Raw genomic sequence first — 16,895 nt, 5'->3', positions numbered from 1 at the left:
TGTAACCATCTGGTGAAGTGAGGCGCGGTCAACGCGTCACGACGATTGCGTTTAAGGGCGGTATTCCCCCACAATCTGCCACCGTCTCGCGTCCGAGCGTCTAAGCGGCCTTGTGCTGTTAACGTGCGCTCTTGGAAACTGCGGCTTTGAACTCTAGACTTGCTCTGCGCCCGGAAAAAGCCGCGGGCCGAGGGAAGGGAGGAGCCCACGTTCGTGACGCAGCGATTTCGTGTCCTTGTAGGGCTCTGCCTGTTATTGGCCGTTTGCTATGCTGCGATCTTTCCCGGCAGGGAATTGGCGACGCGAAGCTATATGAACGAGGCCTCATTGCAGGCCGGCTCGGCCTTGCGCCTTGCCGTCTCGGCACTTGCCGGGCATCTGAGCCGATACGAACCGCTCCCGGAGCTGATCGCCGACCACGACGATATCAAGCAACTCGTGAGTGATCCCGATAATCAGGCTCTGCGCGATAAAGCGAACACCTATCTGAAAGAGATCAACAGTCTGCTTGAATCATCCGACATCTATGTGATGAGGATGAATGGCGATACCATCGCCGCAAGCAATCATGATGGCCCGACGAGCTTCGTGGGGGAGAATTTCAGCTACCGGCCCTACTTTCAGGATGCTGCAAAAGGCAGTCAGGCGCGGTTCTACGCGCTCGGCACCACGTCGCTGAAGCGAGGCTATTACTTCGCCTCGCCAATCCGGGTGAATGAAACCATACGCGGCGTTATCGTCTTCAAGGTCGATATCGATTCGATCGAGGCGTCGTGGAAGGGCGGCGAGTACAAGATATTCGTGTCCGATCCGGAAGGCATTATTTTCATGACCGGCAGCCCGGAGTGGCTGTATTCCGGCATTCTGCCCCTGACAGGGGAGCGCCTTGACCGCACCCAGGCATCGCGTCGCTATGCCGAAGCCGTCTTAAAGCCGCTTCCGATTAGCGAGCAGCGCGTGGGTGGTCATCGCCTGATCACGATTGCCGACGTCGGCGCCACGAGGGAATATCTGACGCTTTCTCACTACATGGATGACGCAGACTGGACCGTCAGTGTCCTGATGGACACAAGTTCCGTGCATGCACAGGCACGCACAATGCTCATTGCGGTCCTGCTTTCCATCGGTCTGTCGGGGCTGGTTGTCGCGATCGTGCTGCAGCGTCGCGCACGCGCGCAGGAGAGAATGCGCATGCAGATCGATGCTCGCAGTGAGCTGGAGCAGCGTGTCGAGGAGCGAACCGCTGATCTGGCACGTGTCAATCAACGCATCGAAGAGGAAATCGGTGAGCGACGGCTGACGGAACGCAAGCTCCGCCAGACGCAGGCCGACCTCATTCAGGCAGGAAAGCTTGCTGGCCTCGGGCAAATGTCAGCGGCATTGTCGCATGAACTCAACCAGCCGCTTGCTGCCGCCAAGACCTATGTGGACAGTGCCGCGATGCTGATTGCGCGCAATCGCGTTGATGAGGCCCGTGACAACCTTTCTCGCATCTCCGCTCTGATCGACCGGATGGCGTCGATCAGCAAGCACCTGCGCAATTTCGCGCGCAAGCCGAACGAGAAGATAGGTCCAGTTTCGCTTGCGGCCGTAATGGCCGATACTCTTGAAATCGTTTCTGCACGCCTGAAAGTGGCGGACGCGACGCTCGTTATCGATCTCGGCGAACCATCTGCAGCCGTGCAGGCAGGGTCGGTGCGCCTGCAGCAGGTTCTTGTCAACATCATCACCAATGCCGCTGATGCGGTGGAGGGGTTTGACGACAGGCGGATCCATGTCGTGGCCGCCAGCGACGGGGCCAAAGTGGTCCTGACTGTCCGCGACCACGGGCCGGGTGTTCCCCCATCGATTGCCGATCGGATCTTCGATCCGTTCTTCAGCACGAAGGGCGTTGGCCGCGGCCTCGGGCTCGGCTTGTCGATCTCCTACAACATCATCAGGGATTTCGGCGGCAGCCTTTCGGTTGTCAATGCACAGGATGGCGGAGCCGAATTCCGTATCGTGCTTGATGCTGCGCCGGCAATCAGCGAGGCGGCCGAATGAGCGGCAGCCGGATACTTCTGATAGACGATGAGGAGGAGATGCGTCGCTCGTCTGCCCAGGCACTCAGCCTGTTTGGGCTGGACGTCGTTACGTTCGCCAATGCAGAACCGGTGTTGGAACGTGTCGGATATGGCTTCGACGGCGTGGTGATTAGCGATATCCGGATGCCCGGCATGGATGGCATGACGCTCTTGCAGCGCATACGCGAGATGGATTCCGAGATACCGGTCATCCTGGTGACGGGACATGCGGACGTGCAGCTCGCAGTCAGCGCAATGCATGCCGGGGTCTATGACTTTGTCGAAAAGCCGTTCGCGGCACAGCACCTTGTTGGCATCATCCGACGCGCGCTGGATCGGCGCAGCCTGGTTCTCGAGAACAGGCGTTTGCGTGCGGTGGCCGGCAAGCGCGACGACATCGAGGCTCGTCTGCCGGGACGCACGCAGGCCATGGTGGATCTGCGTTATCGGCTGCGAGCCATTGCAGCCACGGATGCCGACACTCTCATCATCGGTGAGACGGGCGCCGGCAAGGAAGTCGTCGCCCGTGCGCTGCACGACACCAGTGCCCGGGCTGACAAGCCGTTCATCGCAATCAATTGCGCCGCACTGCCCGAGACCCTGATCGAGAGTGAATTGTTCGGACACGAAGCCGGCGCATTTCCCGGCGCCCTTCGACCGCGATATGGCAAGTTCGAGCATGGCCGTGGCGGCACGATCCTGCTCGACGAAATCGGTTCGATGCCGTTCGATCTACAGGCGAAATTCCTGCGTGTCCTGCAGGAGCGCATTATTACCCGTTTGGGCTCCAACGAACCCGTATCGCTCGACGTGCGCTTCATCGCCACGAGCAAGGTCGATCTGGAGACGGAAGTGGCGCGTGGGCGCTTTCGCCCTGACCTCCTTTACCGTCTCAATGTCGCGACTATTCACGTGCCCTCGCTTGCGCAGCGACAGGCCGATATTCCGCTGTTGTTTCTCCAGCTGGTTCGAGAGGCGGCGGCCCGCTACGGGCGCAGCGACATGGACGTACGGCCGGAGACGATCGGAAAGATCGGCTCGCGAAGCTGGCCGGGCAATGTGCGCGAATTGCGCAACGCCGCCGACCGACTGGTTCTCGGTCTCGACCTGCAGCCTGAGGACGCGGCTTTGCAAAACCAAAAGCTCGCCGACAGGGTTGCCGCTTACGAGCGCGGCCTTATCGCCAGCGCGCTTGCCGCTCACGGTGGAAGCTTGCGTCCGGTCTACGAGATGCTCGGCGTTTCGCGAAAGACGCTCTATGAGAAGATGCAGAAATACGGGCTTGAGAAAGGAGGGGCGGGCGATGACGAGCTCGACGCGTGATGGGTGGAAATCTACCCATGATTCCGCGCGTTTGTCCCCTTTCCTACCCATCTTGTGCTATATGTTTCAGGAAAATGCGATAAGCAGCACCTCGCGCGGTTGTCGGGCGCATTGAGCGCTCCACAGTAGCAATTGATGACCGGGGCGGGGGGAGCCGTTCCGGCCGGTTACTGGGAGGATGAAATGAAAATATTGAACGCCTTGTTCGGCATGACGGCCGTTGCTGCCGTTTCGTTCATGTCCGCGTCCGCAATCGCTCAAACCTACCCGGAACGGACCATCACGATGGTCGTTCCGTTCGCCGCCGGCGGTCCGACGGATACTGTGGCCCGTCTCGTGGCCGAGTCGATGTCGAAGGATCTCGGCCAGCAGATTGTCGTCGAAAATGTCGGCGGGGCTGGTGGCACCCTTGGCGCAGGCCGCGTCGCACAGGCAGACCCGGATGGCTATACGGTGCTGTTGCATCATATCGGCATGGCGACAAGCGCCACGCTTTACCGCAAGCTTGCCTATGACACTTTGAACTCCTTCGAATATGTGGGCCTCGTGACTGACGTGCCGATGACCATCGTTGCGCGCAAGGATTTCGAGCCGACCGATCTCAAGGGCCTCGTCGAATACATCAAGGCCAACAAGGATAGCGTTACCGTTGCCAATGCGGGCATTGGCGCAGCGTCCCACCTGTGTGGCATGATGCTGATGAGCGCGATCCAAACGCCGTTGACCACGGTTCCTTACAAGGGCACTGGCCCCGCAATGACCGACCTGCTCGGCGGCCAGGTCGACATCATGTGCGATCAGACCACCAACACGACCAAGCAGATCAAGGGCGGCACGATCAAGGCTTACGCCGTCACCTCGCCCGCACGCCTGAAGGTGCTGCCGGATGTTCCGACAGCCGTCGAAGGCGGTCTTGCCGACTTCCAGGTCGGTATCTGGCACGGGATTTATGCGCCAAAAGGCACGCCGGCAGATGTGACCGAGCGGCTGTCGAAATCGCTGCAGGTTGCGCTCAAGGATCCAAACGTCGTTGCCCGCTTTGCCGAACTCGGCACCGAGCCGTCGTCGGAAGCTGACGCGACACCGGCGGCCCTCAAGGCCAAGCTCGAAACCGAGATTGGCCGCTGGAAGCCGGTGATCGAGGCGGCGGGCCAGTACGCCGACTAAGTACCGTCGGTTGCCGCCCGGAATGCGTTTCGGGCGGCGCTGTCGCGGCCGCACTTGGCCGCCCTTGCTGTTTGTGCGGCAACGTCTGGATTTTGCGTGCCGTGACAGCGGTAACGCAACGGCAACCGCCATGGGGGGAGATATGAAACCATTGACATTCGACAGCACCAACGCCTTTTGCGGCGCGCTCTTCATCGGGATCGGCTGTTTCTTCATTTATCAATGTCTGAACCTTGAACTCGGCACTGCGCTGCGCATGGGCCCGGGCTATTTTCCGCTGCTGCTTGCTGTCGTCCTGACATTTCTTGGCTTGATCGTGCTGATCCAGGCGACAAGGGTCCAGGGTGAACCGCTTGGCCCGATCGCGTTGCGCGGAATGGCCTTCATCCTGCCAGCACCCATCGTCTTTGGATTGACGGTGCGCGGTCTCGGTTTCGTGCCGTCGCTGTTCGTCGTGGCGCTTATCGCAGCTTTCGCTTCCTCACGGATGAAGGTGCCGCTGGCGATCATACTTGCAGCTGCAATAACCCTCTTCTCGGTCGCCGTTTTCAGCTACGCGCTTGGCTTGCCATTCGAGCGCTTCGGCCCTTGGGTCCGGTTCTAGGAGGCGTCGATGGATCTCATCAGTAATCTCGCGCTTGGCTTCAGCACCGCTGCCTCGCCCGAAAACCTTCTCTTCTGCCTGATCGGCGTGCTGCTTGGCACCTTGATCGGCGTCCTGCCGGGGATCGGAGCGACCGCGACCATCGCGATGCTGTTGCCAATCACGTTCCAGCTCGAGCCGGTTTCCTCGCTGATCATGCTTGCCGGCATCTACTATGGCGCCCAGTACGGCGGCTCGACCACGGCCATCCTCATCAACATGCCGGGCGAATCTTCCTCGGCGGTGACTGCCATCGACGGGTATCAGATGGCCCGTCGCGGCAGAGCCGGGGCGGCTCTGTCGATTGCAGCACTCGGCTCGTTCTTTGCCGGCACCGTCTCGACCTTTCTTGTGGCGATCTTCGCAATCCCTCTGACCGCGCTTGCCCTTAAATTCGGTGCCGCCGAGTACTTCTCGCTGATGATCGTCGGGCTGGTTTCCTCGGTCGCCCTTGCGCATGGCTCGATCGTCAAGGCGCTTGCCATGGTGGCGCTCGGCCTGCTGCTCGGATTGGTCGGGACGGATATCTACACGGGAACGCCGCGCTTTACCCTTGGCATTCGCGAATATGCCGATGGCCTGAATTTCGTTGCCGTCGCCGTTGGCGTGTTCGGTGTTGCCGAAATCCTGCGCAATCTGGAGGGCGAGAAGACCCGCACGGTATTGATGGCCAAGGTCAGCGATCTGTGGCCGACGCGCGAGGACTTCCGGCGGATGATCGCACCGGTGCTGCGCGGCACGGCGATCGGGTCGGCACTTGGCATCCTGCCAGGTGGCGGTGCCATCCTTGCCGCGTTTGCTTCCTATACGGTGGAAAAGCGTATCTCCGACCGTCCGCAGGAGTTCGGTCACGGGGCGATTGCCGGTGTTGCGGGACCGGAATCGGCCAACAACGCCGGTGCCCAGACCTCGTTCATTCCGCTTTTGACGCTGGGAATTCCGGCCAATCCGGTGATGGCGCTGATGGTGGGCGCCATGATCATCCAGGGGATTGTGCCAGGTCCGAACGTGGCGATCGAGCAGCCGGCGCTGTTCTGGGGCATCATCGCCTCGATGTGGATCGGCAATCTGATGCTGGTTGTCCTCAATCTGCCCCTGATCGGCCTTTGGGTGAAATTGCTGACTATTCCTTACTACGTGCTTTTTCCGATCATCATGGCCTTCTGTTCTATCGGGGTCTACAGCGTCAACACCAACGTTTACGACCTATACGCCGTCGCGTTTTTCGGGCTGGCGGGCTATCTGCTGGTCAAGCTGCGCTGCGAGCCGGCACCGTTGCTTCTTGGCTTCGTGCTGGGGCCGCTTCTCGAAGAAAACCTGAGGCGCGCCATGATCCTCTCCCGCGGCGATCCAATGACGTTCGTGACGCGTCCAATCAGTGCCATCCTGCTTCTGATTGCGCTCGCTGTCCTGCTGGTCGTGTTCTTGCCGTCGGTAAAAGCCAAGCGCGAGGAGGTCTTCCAGGAAGAAGACTGAGCAAACCGGACCATTGCATCGCGCTGACAAAACAGACTGCAAACGAGGAGGAAATAGGATGACGAAACTGACCCTGACGCGGCGAGGCACGCTTGCTGCAGGCCTTTCTTTGGCAGCGACGCTGGTGGCTGGATCACCATCGCTTGCGGCGGATTTTCCTGATCGGCAGGTTACCATGGTCGTGCCATTTGCGGCCGGTGGATCGACCGACGTGGTTGCCCGCATTCTCGCGCAGAAGATGTCCGAGGATCTCGGCCAGCAGGTGATCGTGCAGAATGTGGCAGGTGCCGGTGGCAATCTTGGCGCCGACAATGTCGCGCGGGCCGATCCGGATGGTTATACGATCCTGATGGGGACGGTTGCGACCCATGCGCTCAATCCGTTGATTCTGAAGTCGACCCCCTACGACCCCGAAAAGGATTTCGCCCCAATCTCGTTACTGGTTTTGGTTCCGAATGTTCTCGTCGTCAATCCCGCACTGCCGGTCAAAACACTTCCCGAACTGGTCGCACTCCTCAAGGCCAATCCAGGCACTTACAGCTATGCCTCGTCCGGCAACGGCACGCCGCTGCATCTTTCCGGAGAGCTCTTCAAGGCAATGGCTGGGGTGGACATGGAACATATCCCCTATAAGGGCTCGGGCCCGGCCTTGAACGATGTTCTTGGCAATCAGGTGCCGATCATGTTCGACAACCTGCCGTCGTCGTCCGGCCACATCAAGAGCGGCACGCTGCGTGCACTTGCGGTCACCACCAAGCAGCGCGCACCGTCCTTCCCCGATGTGCCGACGGTTGCCGAGACCGTTCCCGGCTACGAAACCTATACCTGGAACGCGCTGTTTGCTCCCGCCGGCACCCCGGCGGATGTCGTTGCTCGTCTGAACCTTGCGGCCAACAAGGCGCTCGCTGATCCGGGAGTTAGCAAGAAAATGGCCGAATTCAGTGCCGTTGTCGTGGGTTCGACGCCGGAGCAGCTCGGCGCACATGTAAAGGCGGAGATCGCCAAGTGGACACCTGTCGTGCGCGACGCCAAGATTGAACTCGAATAGGCACTGCCAAATCCCTGACGAGTTCTCGTGCGGATGCAGCGAGCGGGACCGATCGTGGCTCTTTGGTAAGCGCGAGCAGCGGAGCCATTGACCGGCTAACCTAGACGCCGCCGCTTTCCAATCGCAGTGGTGATCGACATTTGTCGCGTCGCCAAAACCGCATCACGCACACCGAAGGCTTGCCGCCGACGCTTAGACCATGAGGTCTGGCGGAAGGTCAGTCGGACTGCATGGATCGCTAGAGGAGATCTGCGTATGAACGGATGCGCGCGAGGATCTCCTTCAGGCTGGGCCTGCCGTGATAATAGAGCGGCGCGGTCCGTTCATAAGCGCTTTCGTAGAGAGCGAATATCTCGGGGTCGGAAAGGCTGAACGCCGGATTATTGGCGATATCCGGATTGTCGAGCTTCGGAAAGCGCCGGGCCTTATGGGTGAGATAGGCTTCCGTGCCGATGAACGCTTGCACGTCCGGTTGGTCCAGCAGGCAGTAGACATCGCAACAGTGCCGGAGGAAATTGGCGGGGAACTGCCCGGTTTCCTGCTGCTTGCGATATTTCGTGGAAATGGTCTGGAGCTTTTCCACCAAGGTGTAGCCGGGTTCGTAGCAGGGCACGGCCAGCGCGCGATTGTCGATCAGCTCGACGCGCGATGACGCAAAATCGTAAGCCCAGGAACTGATGTCCTTGTCGATATTGGGAGCAACCGTATCGAATCCGGCCTCCAGCAGCACGCCGTCTTTGAGCACCGATTTCGTACCGGTCGTCTCAGGATAATAGAGGCGGATGCCTCCGCTGCGATAGCTCTCGTTGTCGAATCCCGGATCGCGCTCGATGCTTTGAATGCCGTCGATCGTAATCGTCGCAGCCAGCCAATCATAGAATGCCCTGCGGCTTTCCCGGTGGGCGGGCTTATCATGATTGGAGCCGGTTTTGACATCCATCGCAGCCGGAGGCTCGATGCGGATATCGATATCCTCCGAGAAGCGGTTGATGATCCGGTATCCTTTGGAGAGCGATGTGCCCCCTTTCAGCTCGAACGCCATGCCCTGCTGCTGCAGGCCATAAAGGCAGTGCATGATCCAATAGTCCTTCTCAACCAGCACGGGTTGCACCTTCATCTCCTCGGCGACGATGCGCAGCAGGGATGCGAAATCCTTATGGTTATGCAGGAAATCAACCGGCATGCGTATCTGCTGCGAGTCCGTTGAAGAACTTCCGTGTGCGCACCATACCGTATTCCTTGGCGGCACGGTTGAGGGCGCTGCGGTTGCCCTGTAGCGCACGCTCTTTCACGCGGGCCAGTACCTGTTCACGGTCCTCGGCCAGATGGTCGAGATTATTGACTAGGTCGACCAGCAAAAACTCCTTGGTCAGGGTTTTGGGGAACGCCGGTTTCTTGCGGAACTCGAACTCTCGCCCGCCAAGTGTGAAGTTGCCGTGGCGCTTATGGTTGTAAACGACCGTCTTGTTATAGAGCTGCGTCGCTCCGACACCCAAGCTGTTATAGGCATTGGGCGAAGTGACGAGATAGCGGTCGTCTTTTAGGAAAGCCTCGACGAGGGCGTTATCTTCGGCCGGGGCCTTCCCGAACGCCGTCTGCTTCGGCCGGTGATACACACCGGTCGATAGTTTGGTCAGGTATCCTTCAGCAAGGAGATGTTGCAGGTGCCGATCGACCGATGACGACCATTGCGCGAGGTCCTCCCGCCGGTAGACCTTGCCGGATCGCAGATGTCTTTTGAGTTCCTGTAACTTCGTCATGACCATGGCTCCTGCAACCTACCATACTAAAATATAAAGGTGAATGCAATTTGTTCCAAATTTCATGCAATTTTGATCAAGAAAAATTTGGAACATAATTATGATTTTCTTAAGAATTCTTCAAAGAAATTTGGCAGGATTCTGCTATTGAAAGACCGAAAAAACCGGGAATTTCCCTACCCTCGGTGAGGTCATGCACTACGGCCACCACATGCCGGGCGCATGTGAGGGCAACGTAAAGTTTGGCGCGCGTGGGTTTCTAACGCGCGCCGCGCATCTTTAAGCCAGGCTACCATCTCCTGCGTGGGATAGATGACGACGCGGTCGAACCCAAGTCCTTTGAAGCGTCCGAACGTGAGGGTCTGCAGATCGGCGGATGCGACCCCAACGATGTTCTGTGCCATAACAGTCTGGCGCGAATTTTCAGTGAGGCGAACCCATGTCCAGGCTTTTCGCAGTCGCCCGAACGATCGACGAGATCGCCGCGCATTTTGGTGTTGACGATCCGCCAACGATCAGTCTGCCGACCGAGACCGAGACAGTCGAGGGGAGACCGGGTCTGATCGTTTTCGAGAGAGATGGTCGTCGTCTACTCAAATCTATGCCCTGGGGCTTCCCGCGCCACACCAGGGAATGCGCCTGGACGGGGAAACGCCCGGCCGGATTGGGCTGGTCGCGGACCTCACAAACCCGATGTGGGAACATCTGGTCGTTGACCCGCGCTACCGCTGCCTGATCCCGATCTCGGTCGGGCGCGATCCCCCATGCCGTCACCATTCCACGACGTACCGGTGCACGGGAATCGTTCGGTAGGGACAGTGATTGGGCGCGGACCTCGCTGAAGCGAGCCCAGCCCGCAATGTGAGGGCTGAAGCGCAGGTCCGAACCGCAATTCTTGCGGCAGGCGATGCGAGGGGCTGAGACCTGATGCAATGTCAGGCTCACCAAGCATCAAAGTAGATCGCGGACATGCCGAAGTCTAGGGGTGACCGCTTCGGGCCGAGCGCTGACGACGAACGTGGCTGAAATGCGCCAAAACCGGGCAAGCATCACTTATCGCGTAGAGATCGCCAATCTCATTTTCTTCGCGCTATCGCCTTCCACTGATGCGGCGCATATCTACAACGCGGCCATCGCGCTGCCGTATGGCAATCTCGAACCGGCTACTGCCCCTCCAGGCACGATAAACGAAGAAACGACCACGGCAGTCGATCCGCCTGACATCCCTAAATCCGCGGTTGCGGAGCAGCCTCTCCCCCTGACTACAGCTAATCCCTCGGCCTCTATTGAGATTGGTACCAACGCTGATGGAAATATGGGTCTGTGCGCTGGCTTCGGTCGGCAAGGATATTGATGTGACGGACAGGCCGACAGACAGCGCTAGCGACAGGAACAACGATGATCTAGGCAAGGCGTCCTCCTTTCGGATAACGGACTCTGAACATACGAAGCTCGTTTTCCCGGGGAGTTTACCTCCGCCCAACGCTGACCAATTAGTATGTAGGTGTAGGAGTCAAATCAAATTTGATAAGCGCCGAACCTAGAAGCCAACCAACGCGCCAGACCACGAAGTCCGCCAACGTCGGCTCTTGGGTCAAGCAGCTGAAACTTCGCTCGACGCTGTTTCACCTCCGCAACCCACTCATTTTCTTCTGGGTCATAGAATGTGTGGCATGGTCCTTTTGGATCATGGAATGTGTGGCGGGTTTGGGTCGACAGGCGACGATAGCCTCTTCCGAAGCCCTTCACAGAAGCGGTCAAAAGCTTTTCACCATGCCATGGGGTAAGCATGCAATAAGTCGACGCTGCCTCGATAATGCCGATCTCGAATTGCACTCCGGCGGCATTGGTCGTCCCGGGGGCGAAGGATTGCATATGAGAACACTAAGTTGGCTGGTTGGGTTGAACCTCGTGACCGGAGGGGCGGGATCGGCGGAAGCTTGTAATGATACTTGCACAATGAGAAGTTGCCGATATCGATTACGCAGACGGTATCGTCACAGGCCGTATTGCAAGCAGTAGATTGGGCTCTGTTGCAAAAATCCCGTTGATGTCGGAAAGAGCGCCGAAGATTTTCAGCGAGACTATTGATGAGCGATTTCAAGTGGCGTCATTTTCAGGGTGAAGTGATTTTGTGGGCGGTGCGATGGTATTGCCGCTATGGGGTCAGCTACCGTGACCTTGAGCAAATGGGCGAACGAGGTGTGCCAGTCGACCATTCCACGATTTATCGTTGGGTTCAGAGATATGCGCCGGAGATTGAAAAGCGGTTACGCTGGCACTGGCGCCGGCCGCAGTCAACGAGTTGGCGCGTTGATGAAACCTATGTGAAAGTCCGTGGACAATGGACGTATCTTTACCGGGCCGTCGACAAATTCGGCAAGACGATCGATTTTTATCTGTCCCCGACCCGCAATGCCAAAGCGGCCAAACGCTTTCTCGGCAAGGCTTTGAATGGCCTGAAGGACTGGGAAAAGCCAACTGTCATCAACACCGACAAGGCCCCGACTTATGGCATCGCCATTGCGCAATTGAAGGCCGAAAGCAAATGTCCCGTAGAACTCGTGCACCGACAGGTCAAATATCTGAACAACGTCGTTGAGGCCGATCACGGCAAGCTGAAGCAACTGATCAAACCGGTGAGAGGGTTCAAGACACTGAAAACGGCCTATGCGACGATCAAAGGTTTCGAGGTCATGCGCGCTTTGCGCAAAGGACAGGCTGCGATTTTCAACCTAACGGGCGACATCCGTGGAGAAGCACGCATTGTTGAACGTGCCTTCGGCATCGGACCAAGCGTGCTGACGGAGGCAGTAGCACTGCTCGCTCAGAGTCTCGAGAACCGCGGGGCTGCCAGGTAATCGACGTCCCAACCAACGGCCATGGCCATTATGACCAAAATGGAAATTTGCAACAGAGCCCTTTATCATGTATTCGCCGAACTGTCGGCTCTTGAATCAGTGACGTGTTGGCGTCGTCTGCAAAGAATCGCCCCGCCAAGATACCTAAGCGATGAAGCTCTGGACTAAGTGATTGCCACTGCAAACAGTTCGCTCACATTAGCAACGTGTAATATATTTGCTACCTGCGAGAACGTGGTTACGACAGGGGTGGGCAATGAACTTCGAACCGCAGAAGTTTTTCATTGGGCTGGTCGAATTCTTCTCGATCATCCTGCCGGGAATGTTCGTCGCGTATCTCGGACGGGAACTTGTTCCCGATGACTCCACCCTGTTCCCGGAAACCAACGAAGTCGGGTGGGGCGTTTTCCTGTTCGTCAGCTATTTCCTCGGCCATTTCATCTTTCTGATCGGCGCCATGCTGGACGAATGGGTCGACGATCGAACGCGGAAGTTGACCGATCTCGCCCAAACGAAAAGGCTATTTAAGGGAGAAAGGCTTTCTCCGAAGCTCTTGCGCAGGCTGGTACCCACCCGTCTGCTGTTCGGCCGCAACCCTGATGCAGCGGTCGCGAAGGCAGAACAATTGAAGACAGCGGGCCTTCAGAAGCTCTCTGCCGAGAACACGATTAACGCGTTTCAGTGGTGCAAGGCACGGCTGGCGCTCGAAAGTCCGGAAGGCCCCGCCCAGGTGCAGCGGTTCGAAGCCGACTCGAAGTTCTTCCGCAGCTTCGTGGTAGCGCTTGCCATCTTCGGACTGATCTACGCTTTCAGGGAAGACCGGACGCGTGCAGTGATAGCGGCCGTGCTGTGTGTGCTCGCCCTGTACCGCTACGTCGAACAGAGATTCAAAGCAACCCAGCAAGCATACTGGCTGGTGATCACGAAAGAGGGACTGAATAGTAAGCTGGCGCCGGCAGCCAGGCCGGACGGGCTGACCCATGCCGGGGGCATCGTCTTCAGGAAAGGCAAATTCGGCCGCGAGTATCTGCTGGTCGGGGCGACCGACAACCCCTCGAAGCTGGTGCTCCCAAAAGGCCACATCGAAGCCGGCGAGCAGACTGAGTTTACGGCCATCAGGGAGGTGCGGGAGGAGACCGGAACATGGGCGCGAGTGGTGAAACCGCTCGACATCGTCAAGATGACATCTCCGACGGGCCCCGATATGCAGGTGCGCGTCTTTCTCATGGAGGTCGTCGAGGAAGGCGCCGCCCCCGAGAAACGCCCTAAGAGCTGGCTCGATCTGGAGTCCGCGAAGGAGGCGGCGATGCAGGAAACCAAGACTTTGCTAGACAAGGCCGACAAGATGGCGTGTGACTTAAGGCCCTAGGTCATTCTTTGATGAGGGCGCCCCAGTCATCATTATCGGCGTTTTCAACCAGATGAAACAAGTCAAGGAAGGAGATGGTCTTGGCTCACAAGAAGCCCGAATTAGATTAGAGAGTACGCGCGAAATCGCGGGTATCCCGCTCTGTCTGCGATGTTCACGGATGACAGAACAAGGGGAACGGGCTGGCCGAGGGCGGATCGAAACTGTGGAGGAGGGTTCTGGTCATCGGGCTAGCGCTCGCTGCAAATCATCGTGCTCGAACGCACTGGCCATGCGGTTGATCTCGGCCGACCGCGCACCGACCGCTTTTGCGGTCTCGCGCCACGTCGCGGTGGAGGTCGCGACTTCCTTGATGATCGCTCGAGCCTGGGCGAGCGTGAGGGCGAAGAACCCGGCAGCTTCTTCCAGCAGATCAAGCGAGCAGGTGCCTTCATCAAGATCGATGTTGGTCGTCAGGACGCGCGCTTTGACGTCGGTAGGCACTGGATTGAGGTCATAGGCAGGGGACAACGACCAACCGGCTTTGCCGAGCCACAGAAAGCCGTGATTTCGCAGGTGGTCGTCGACGTTGGAAATCAGTACATTGAAGGCGACGCGGCGAAAAAGCGCGTGGGCATCGGTTTTTCCGTGCGCGCCGTGTTCGGCCAGGGCGTCTACGATCTCCGGGTAGCTGCCGCGTTCGCTGTCCTTTGCGCCCATCATCGCCATCGCAGACAAAAAGGGGATCCGGACGGCACCATCGCGGTCGAAGCGACGCGAGAGCATGACCTTCTTTCCGGCGACGTCGATGAGTTCGTGGAGGGGCGTGACAATGCCGGCTTGTTCAGCCAGTCGCAGAGCAATCTCCTCCCATGTCTCCATGCTGTAGTCGTCGGTTTCCTTGGGAAACTTGGCAATCGAGAGATGGCCATGCAGATCGATGACAGAGGCCTTCGGGCGTGCTCCCCCAAGCGACGAACCAGGCGCGAAGATAAGTTGGAGGTCTTCGTCAGTTTCCTCATCGCGCAGAATACGTTCGGTGATCTGCAGCAGGCGGCCGAGCTCAATGAGGGCGGGGACACCCGCGCGGATCGGGGCTCGGAACTGCTCTTCGCCGACCCAGCGAAAGCGGAGCGCGCCGAGCCGTGTCTCGTCGGCGACGCCAAGCAGATAGTCGCTTTCGGCCAGAGTGCGCACGGCCCGGCGGTCGCGCTCAGCCGTACGCCGCTCCGAGCGTTGCATGAGGCGTCGGCCCCAGGTATCGGGTGCAGAGTCGCCAATGGAGCCAAAAGTTGCGAGGCCGGCGGGTGGCGCGAAGGCTCCCCGGGTCAGAGCTAGAGCGGGCTCTAGCGAGAAGCGGTCGGGGTCCTCGAGCCAGGCCCGGTCATACTCAAACATGATCGTCTCGGCGCCACGGACGCGATTGCTCCGCGTCAGTCCGATCGGACGTGTGCGGCCGTGAAGGTCGAGATGAACTTCAAAATCAGCCATCCCGTGACGATCCCGGCGATCGCTTCGGGTGAGCGTGCTTAGGTAGTTCCGCACTGGCCAGAGACTGCCCGAAGCTGTCGTTACTGATGTCGGCGACTTGGCTCAGCCCATCTAGCAGGCCGAGTGCCTGGAGGACGCCAGCATAGATTCCGATGCTGACGTTGGTGTCGCCGGCTTCGATCTTCTGAAGCGTTGAGCGTGAGGTAAAGGCGCGTTCGGCCACTACAGCCATAGGCAGGCGGCGACGTCGACGAGCGTCGTGTATGTCTGCGCCCAGCTTGCGCAGCGCACGCCGCACAGCGGCCGGAGGATTATGAGGTGTTGGCATTTGCCACCTTCGCACTACAGATTGGCCGGATATGTATCACGAAGCTTACAATTATTCCAGAGGACGTTCAGGGGGCCAGGTCAAATTGCTTCGTCGTGCCACTAGTGTGGCATTGATTCCGACGGTTTAGTTTGGCGCGACAACGCCTCAACTAGAGCGCGTTGGCGCGGGATCGGCGGCACAACCTAAGCGGCTGAGCTCAGCAGCGCCCGTCCGTGATCGGCGATAGATGGTGAGAACCATAGATTTGGGAAGTTAGCCAAAAAAGCCAATGACTTCAAAAGGGTTGTTTTTTGGCGGTCTTGCCGACGAAGGGGAGGCGGAATAAAGCCGCCTTTCCCGTTGAGCAATGACTTCTAGCCGGACGAAAAGGCGCAATATTCCGCCACCGGGCACGTTCAGGTTCTGACGTTGGGCGATAGCCGCGAGACCCGTCCTCATCGCTCCAATCGTCCGAACCGAAGTTTATGCTTCGCTACCGCGCGTTCACCTCTGCTTCAAGCCGTGGCTCCGGTCGTAGCCGTTTACAGCGGGTGGCTTCCATCCCTTAGCCAAGTTGGCCTTGTAGATCTCGACGATCATCGGATAGCACGATGCCGCATCGGAAGAGTGCTCTGCCGAGCAGTCCCCGCCCGGGCAGGCTGACATGCAGCCGAGCAGGTCGATTTCGGCAAAGAATTCCAGATAGTCTCCGGGCCGCACAGGGCTTGCCTTCATGAAATACTGCCCCGTATCGCGCGTGAAGCCGGTGCACATGAAGACGTTCAGTACGTCGTGGACATGCGTTTCAGCCTCGCTTAGCGGCATGCCGGTCCTCTTGGCGAGGGCCCGCGTGAGGTTCGAATGACAGCAATGATGATATTGGCCGCCATTGGTCAGGAGATTGTGGGTGTAGGGATCGCAGCGCGTGCCGATCACGTCGTGCACAGAGCCCCCGAACTCGTCGAAGCCGTACCAGTCGAGCGTATCGTGGGTGATCGTGGCGATGGGGCGCAGATAGGGGAGGTTAGAGAAGAGCTGATCGCCAAGACCCACATGCGTTCCGTTCAGCGCACGGGTTTTGCCACTATAGAAACGTTCGCTTAAATTGCTGAGGTTGAACAGATTAAGGTCACCGACCTGGGCACCCTCGCTGCAAACAATTCGACAGAAGTGCCCCGCCGGCACCTCCCAGGTTGCTGCGTCCCGCGGCGGTACGACGACGGTCTCGATCAACTCCAAACCATCGCGCAGCGCACGGTAGGCGGAAAGATCGGGGCGCGGCAGAGTGTCGGTCGGGTAACAGATCACCGGCTTGATTGCCTTGCGCGCAGCGGCGTCCGTCGGCGCTGAGGTGATCGGATCGGGCTTCATGTGGATTCTCCGTTTAGTCAAGGAGTGCTGAGCT

Annotated in this window: 15 protein-coding genes; 9 read left to right on the top strand and 6 right to left on the bottom strand. The window is 58.8% G+C overall.

Features of this window, described 5'->3' with window-relative positions:
- Positions 1 to 213: 213 nt before the first annotated feature.
- The 6 genes from BSG20_RS08470 to BSG20_RS08445 all read left to right on the top strand — a co-directional run bounded on the left by BSG20_RS08470 (position 214) and on the right by BSG20_RS08445 (position 7,720).
- Complete coding sequence (locus tag BSG20_RS08470; RefSeq protein WP_072373476.1) at positions 214 to 2,043, top strand: sensor histidine kinase; 1,830 nt, start codon at positions 214 to 216, stop codon at positions 2,041 to 2,043.
- Positions 2,040 to 3,386, top strand: a complete 1,347-nt coding sequence (locus BSG20_RS08465) for a sigma-54-dependent transcriptional regulator (RefSeq protein WP_072373474.1) — start codon at positions 2,040 to 2,042, stop codon at positions 3,384 to 3,386. Before BSG20_RS08470 ends, BSG20_RS08465 begins: the two co-directional genes overlap by 4 nt.
- Before the next feature lie 183 nt (positions 3,387 to 3,569).
- Positions 3,570 to 4,553 (top strand): tripartite tricarboxylate transporter substrate-binding protein, encoded by a 984-nt coding sequence (locus BSG20_RS08460; RefSeq protein ID WP_072373471.1) that lies wholly within the window; start codon positions 3,570 to 3,572, stop codon positions 4,551 to 4,553.
- Positions 4,554 to 4,695: 142 nt separating this feature from the next.
- The gene (locus tag BSG20_RS08455; protein WP_072373468.1) at positions 4,696 to 5,157 is read left to right on the top strand and encodes a tripartite tricarboxylate transporter TctB family protein; all 462 of its coding nucleotides are present in this window, start codon (positions 4,696 to 4,698) and stop codon (positions 5,155 to 5,157) included.
- A 9-nt stretch (positions 5,158 to 5,166) separates the two neighbouring features.
- Complete coding sequence (locus BSG20_RS08450; protein ID WP_072373465.1) at positions 5,167 to 6,672, top strand: tripartite tricarboxylate transporter permease; 1,506 nt, start codon at positions 5,167 to 5,169, stop codon at positions 6,670 to 6,672.
- Positions 6,673 to 6,730: 58 nt separating this feature from the next.
- Positions 6,731 to 7,720: a Bug family tripartite tricarboxylate transporter substrate binding protein gene (locus BSG20_RS08445; protein ID WP_072373461.1), complete on the top strand. Its 990-nt coding sequence runs from the start codon at positions 6,731 to 6,733 to the stop codon at positions 7,718 to 7,720.
- A 238-nt stretch (positions 7,721 to 7,958) separates the two neighbouring features.
- On the opposite strand, the gene BSG20_RS08440 is transcribed toward BSG20_RS08445, so the two are convergent.
- Together BSG20_RS08440 and BSG20_RS08435 are read right to left on the bottom strand one after the other, a co-directional pair.
- Complete coding sequence (locus tag BSG20_RS08440) at positions 7,959 to 8,903, bottom strand: nucleotidyl transferase AbiEii/AbiGii toxin family protein (RefSeq protein WP_072373458.1); 945 nt, start codon at positions 8,901 to 8,903, stop codon at positions 7,959 to 7,961.
- On the bottom strand, positions 8,893 to 9,486 hold the full coding sequence (locus tag BSG20_RS08435; RefSeq protein ID WP_244541285.1) for a DUF6088 family protein: 594 nt from the start codon (positions 9,484 to 9,486) through the stop codon (positions 8,893 to 8,895). The genes BSG20_RS08440 and BSG20_RS08435 overlap by 11 nt, the downstream gene beginning before the upstream one ends.
- Before the next feature lie 1,012 nt (positions 9,487 to 10,498).
- On the opposite strand from BSG20_RS08435, the gene BSG20_RS36370 reads away from it, so the two are divergent.
- Positions 10,499 to 10,834 carry a hypothetical protein gene (locus BSG20_RS36370; protein ID WP_167371553.1) on the top strand — a complete coding sequence of 112 codons (336 nt, stop codon included), beginning with the start codon at positions 10,499 to 10,501 and terminating at the stop codon, positions 10,832 to 10,834.
- A gap of 164 nt (positions 10,835 to 10,998) precedes the next feature.
- Here the strand turns inward: BSG20_RS36370 and BSG20_RS35530 are convergent, their stop codons facing one another.
- A complete protein-coding gene (locus BSG20_RS35530) occupies positions 10,999 to 11,355 on the bottom strand; it encodes a hypothetical protein (RefSeq protein ID WP_143147468.1) in 357 nt (118 codons plus the stop codon).
- Positions 11,356 to 11,570: 215 nt separating this feature from the next.
- Here BSG20_RS35530 and BSG20_RS08415 point away from each other — a divergent pair, with 215 nt between their 5' ends.
- Together BSG20_RS08415 and BSG20_RS08410 are read left to right on the top strand one after the other, a co-directional pair.
- On the top strand, positions 11,571 to 12,341 hold the full coding sequence (locus BSG20_RS08415) for an IS6 family transposase (protein WP_072373455.1): 771 nt from the start codon (positions 11,571 to 11,573) through the stop codon (positions 12,339 to 12,341).
- Between the two features lie 256 nt (positions 12,342 to 12,597).
- Positions 12,598 to 13,710 (top strand): NUDIX domain-containing protein, encoded by a 1,113-nt coding sequence (locus BSG20_RS08410; protein ID WP_072373452.1) that lies wholly within the window; start codon positions 12,598 to 12,600, stop codon positions 13,708 to 13,710.
- Between the two features lie 222 nt (positions 13,711 to 13,932).
- On the opposite strand, the gene BSG20_RS08405 is transcribed toward BSG20_RS08410, so the two are convergent.
- The 3 genes from BSG20_RS08405 to BSG20_RS08395 all read right to left on the bottom strand — a co-directional run bounded on the left by BSG20_RS08405 (position 13,933) and on the right by BSG20_RS08395 (position 16,861).
- Positions 13,933 to 15,180: a type II toxin-antitoxin system HipA family toxin gene (locus tag BSG20_RS08405; RefSeq protein ID WP_072373449.1), complete on the bottom strand. Its 1,248-nt coding sequence runs from the start codon at positions 15,178 to 15,180 to the stop codon at positions 13,933 to 13,935.
- Positions 15,173 to 15,508 (bottom strand): helix-turn-helix domain-containing protein, encoded by a 336-nt coding sequence (locus BSG20_RS08400; protein WP_072373446.1) that lies wholly within the window; start codon positions 15,506 to 15,508, stop codon positions 15,173 to 15,175. The genes BSG20_RS08405 and BSG20_RS08400 overlap by 8 nt, the downstream gene beginning before the upstream one ends.
- Before the next feature lie 486 nt (positions 15,509 to 15,994).
- Positions 15,995 to 16,861 carry an urea carboxylase-associated family protein gene (locus tag BSG20_RS08395; RefSeq protein ID WP_072373444.1) on the bottom strand — a complete coding sequence of 289 codons (867 nt, stop codon included), beginning with the start codon at positions 16,859 to 16,861 and terminating at the stop codon, positions 15,995 to 15,997.
- Positions 16,862 to 16,895: the final 34 nt, after the last annotated feature.

It is taken from the genome of Rhizobium tibeticum (assembly GCF_900110205.1).
Taxonomy (GTDB): domain Bacteria; phylum Pseudomonadota; class Alphaproteobacteria; order Rhizobiales; family Rhizobiaceae; genus Rhizobium; species Rhizobium tibeticum.
This window is presented reverse-complemented; position numbering and strand designations above follow the sequence as displayed.